Origin of the sequence: Desulfosarcina sp. (assembly GCF_033791525.1) — a bacterium.
In the GTDB taxonomy this organism is placed as follows: Bacteria; Desulfobacterota; Desulfobacteria; order Desulfobacterales; family Desulfosarcinaceae; genus Desulfosarcina.
In genome coordinates, this window is sequence record NZ_JASJGN010000197.1 from 1 (window position 1) to 3,455 (window position 3,455).

General features: G+C 55.1%; 5 protein-coding genes. 3 read left to right on the forward strand and 2 right to left on the reverse strand.

The features are described from left to right. Positions 1-17: 17 nt before the first annotated feature. Both QNK41_RS09755 and QNK41_RS09760 read left to right on the forward strand, forming a co-directional pair. Positions 18-125, forward strand: a complete 108-nt coding sequence (locus QNK41_RS09755; protein ID WP_319256210.1) for a TraR/DksA C4-type zinc finger protein — start codon at positions 18-20, stop codon at positions 123-125. Positions 126-351: 226 nt separating this feature from the next. Further along, complete coding sequence (locus QNK41_RS09760) at positions 352-1,302, forward strand: diguanylate cyclase (RefSeq protein WP_319256202.1); 951 nt, start codon at positions 352-354, stop codon at positions 1,300-1,302. 181 nt (positions 1,303-1,483) lie between these two features. Here the strand turns inward: QNK41_RS09760 and QNK41_RS09765 are convergent, their stop codons facing one another. Beyond that, positions 1,484-2,086 carry a superoxide dismutase gene (locus QNK41_RS09765; protein ID WP_319256204.1) on the reverse strand — a complete coding sequence of 201 codons (603 nt, stop codon included), beginning with the start codon at positions 2,084-2,086 and terminating at the stop codon, positions 1,484-1,486. Positions 2,087-2,253: 167 nt separating this feature from the next. On the opposite strand from QNK41_RS09765, the gene QNK41_RS09770 reads away from it, so the two are divergent. Further along, a complete protein-coding gene (locus QNK41_RS09770; RefSeq protein ID WP_319256206.1) occupies positions 2,254-3,216 on the forward strand; it encodes a LysR substrate-binding domain-containing protein in 963 nt (320 codons plus the stop codon). On the opposite strand, the gene QNK41_RS09775 is transcribed toward QNK41_RS09770, so the two are convergent. Next, the coding region (locus QNK41_RS09775) for an EamA family transporter (RefSeq protein ID WP_319256208.1) at positions 3,194-3,455 on the reverse strand (262 nt) is incomplete at its 5' end. The two genes, QNK41_RS09770 and QNK41_RS09775, sit on opposite strands and share 23 nt — an antisense overlap.

Below are 3,455 nucleotides of genomic sequence, written 5' to 3' on the forward strand. Positions count from 1 at the left end.
TGCCGGACAAGGCCCGCATCGAGCCCTCCACACCCTGCTCCCGCTGCGGTGAACCCACCATGGTCTCCAAACTGGCGCCGGTGGATGACCAGACGGTTTGTCGGGCTTGTTTGGCCGAGGCCTGACTCAGATGGAAAAACACGCCTTCATGCCTGTCTTTATTTGGACAACTTCGACGTTGTCTCAAAAAAGATGGGATGCGAACCATTATCCAAGGGGTGGGATGAAACTCGTTTCAATGGTTGTTATTCAATATTCGGTATAATATATTCATGTTTCCCGCATGGGTGAGCCTTCACCCACCGACAGCTTGATGAGCGTGAACGGTCAGTTTTCGGATAGGTTAACCAGATGGTAAGCAATCGCGACTATTATCCCATTCTCCTGGCTGAAGACGATCCCATCTCACGGAGGTTGTTCGAGAGAATCCTGGTCAAAGAGGGGTTTTCGGTGACCACGGTGGAAAACGGACGCAAAGCGCTTGAACTGTCTCGCCAGCAGTTTTTTCCCATCGTGCTGACGGACTGGAAGATGCCGGAAATGGAAGGGCCGGAATTGTGCCTGGCTATCCGGAAGGAGAATCCGGACCGATATGTGTTCATCATCATGCTTACGTCCAAAGGCTCCAAGGACGACATCATCTCGGGATTAAGTGCCGGCGCAGACGACTACCTCACCAAGCCGACCCATTATGCGGAGTTGGTGGCCCGCATCAAAACCGGCATCCGAATCCTGGAACTGGAAAAGTCGCTGAAGGCTGCTGCCGATGAAATTCATCTTCTGTCCATCACCGACCCGCTGACCGGCATTTACAACCGGGGGCACATCAACGAGCGGTTGCCCCAGGAGATCCGTCGGGCCAAGCGGTACGGTCGCGATTTCTCCTTACTGATGTGTGACATCGATCATTTTAAAAAGGTCAACGATACACACGGCCATCTGGCCGGGGATTCAGTGCTAAAGAAATTTGTCAGGTGCCTGACTTCGGTTATCCGACAGCAGACCGCGTGGGCAGGGCGGTACGGTGGAGAAGAGTTTATCGTCGTCCTGCCGGAAACAGATCTGGCAGGGGCCATGGCAGTGGCCGAGCGTCTCAGGGAAACCATCCAGAAATGTGAGACACAGGTCGAAGGCTGTACCATTCCCATTACCGCCAGCTTCGGCGTAACCGGATTTTCCCCGCGAGATTGGAAGGAAGGCGTCAAGCCGGAAGCATTGCTCCAGCTGGCCGACATACTGCTCTACGAGGCCAAGGAAGCGGGGCGTGACCAGGTCAAAGGACGACTTTTGCCCGCTCCTTGATCAGCCTTTCGTGACCGCTTGCCGCATCACCGCAAAAACAATACCCCCTTGCCCTGTGCCGCCCGTCCAGATGACCCAAGTCCTCATTCATTTCGGATGCCAGTGGGTATTGTGTTCCAGCCGCCAACCATTGGCTTTTTTCAAAGGGCCCGCTATCGCGAGAGAATGTCGCTGTTGAGGCCTACTTTGCCGCGGTGTAGATGTCGTTCACCCGATCCCAGTTGATGACATTGAAGAAGGCGCCGATGTAATCCGGGCGACGGTTCTGGTACTTCAGGTAATAGGCATGCTCCCAGACGTCGATGCCAATGACTGGTGTCTTGCCCTGGCTGATAGGATTGTCCTGGTTGGGCGTTGCCACGATCTCCAGATTGCCCCGGTCCAGCACCAGCCAGGTCCAACCGCTGCCGAAAAGCAGGGCGGCGGTACTTGAAAATGTTTCCTTGAATTTCTCATAGCTGCCGAATCGTTGTTTAACGGCATCGGCAACAGGCCCACCGAAAGAAATATCTTTTTTCAGCATCGGCCACCAGAACGAGTGGTTGGCATGCCCGCCGGCGTGATTGCGCACCGCTGTCCGGATGCTCTCGGGGACTTCATCGAGATTTTTCAAGAGCGCTTCGGGGCTTTTGTCCTGAAACGCCTCATGTCCGGTTAGGGCGCCATTCAGCTTGTCCACATAGGTCTGGTGGTGTTTCGTGTGGTGAATTTCCATGGTTCTGGCGTCGAAATAGGGTTCCAGGGCGTCATATGCGTAGGGAAGTTTGGGCAATGTATGGTTCATGGTTGATTCTCCTGCTTGTTGTTTGCCAGCGGGATATGGATCGATTCTTCAAGGCATGTCGATCACATCTAAACCACCGGTACCCCGCTGTTGACAAACAATGGCGACGCACGTAACATAAATCAAATCGATAATTGTTATATTACCATCAATAAAATCTATATTTAATGATTACCCATACCCAACTGGAATACCTGGTGGCGGTGGACCGCCACGGGAGTTTCTCGGCGGCCGCCGCCCGGTGCTTTGTCACCCAGCCGACCCTGAGCATGCAGATTCAAAAACTAGAGGCGGAACTAGGTGTGTCGTTGTTCGATCGCGGCAGAAAACCGGTCCGGGCCACGACCCTTGGTTTGGCTGTGATTGATCGTGCCTACCGCACCCTGCGGGAACTCAAGGGGCTCAGTGAGTTGGTCCGCGAACAGCGGGAGATGGCTTCCGGAGAGTTGCGTGTGGGTATCATTCCTACCTTGGGGCCCTATCTGCTGCCGCGGTTCATACCGGATTTACTGACCTCCCACCAACAGGTTCGCTTAACCATTCAGGAATTGCTGACTGCAGATATTGTCGAGGGCCTGCGCAAGGATCTGCTGGATGTCGGCATTGCCGCCACTCCATTGGAAGAAAAAGGGCTTCGGGAAACGCCGTTATTCCGTGAACCGTTCTATGCACTGGTCGCCGCCGGCCATCGTCTTGCTGAGAAAAAACAGCTGTCCATCGTGGAGTTTGCTGCGGATGAGATGATGCTGCTGGACAGTGGCCACTGCCTGCGCGAACAGGTTTCCCGAATTTGCATTGGGAGCTTGAACAAAGCTGATCACCAGCCGGTCAGGCTTCGATTTGTGGGCGGCAGCCTGGAGGGCCTGATACGGATCGTGGAATCGGGTTACGGGGTCACCCTGCTTCCCGAACTGGCCGCCATGACCCTGGCAGAAGGTTCCCGGGGGTTGCTGCATTCGCTTGAAGCTCCGGTGCCGGCGCGCGAGGTGAGCCTCATCACCCATGGAGAAGGCGTCAAGACCCGGCTGCTGGAGATCCTCAAGCAGTCGATTCTCAACGGTCTCCCGGATGGCCTGAAAGATACCGATAGCGGGCAGACCATTCGCATTATCGGTGCGGGGAAGGCCTGATTGCTTTCGTGGACACACCGGGGGCCAGCAAAAGGATTACACCGGCCACCACCACCAGTGCACCGGCAATTTCGATCAGGGCCAGGGTCTCGCCCAGAAACAGGTGGGCATAGAAGACGGCGAAAGCAATTTCGGACATTGCCAGAATGGCTGCAATGCCTGCCTGCAGCCGGCCTAATGCAAAGGTAAAAACGAAAAAAGCGAAGACGGTGGAAATGCCGATCAATCCCCCGAACCAC

What these genes read in the sequence shown, in the direction of transcription:
- QNK41_RS09760 (WP_319256202.1), top strand. Translation starts at nt 352, where the DNA reads ATGGTAAGCAATCGCGACTATTATCCCATTCTCCTGGCTGAAGACGAT.
- QNK41_RS09765 (WP_319256204.1), bottom strand. Translation starts at nt 2,086, where the DNA reads ATGAACCATACATTGCCCAAACTTCCCTACGCATATGACGCCCTGGAA.
- QNK41_RS09770 (WP_319256206.1), top strand. Translation starts at nt 2,254, where the DNA reads ATGATTACCCATACCCAACTGGAATACCTGGTGGCGGTGGACCGCCAC.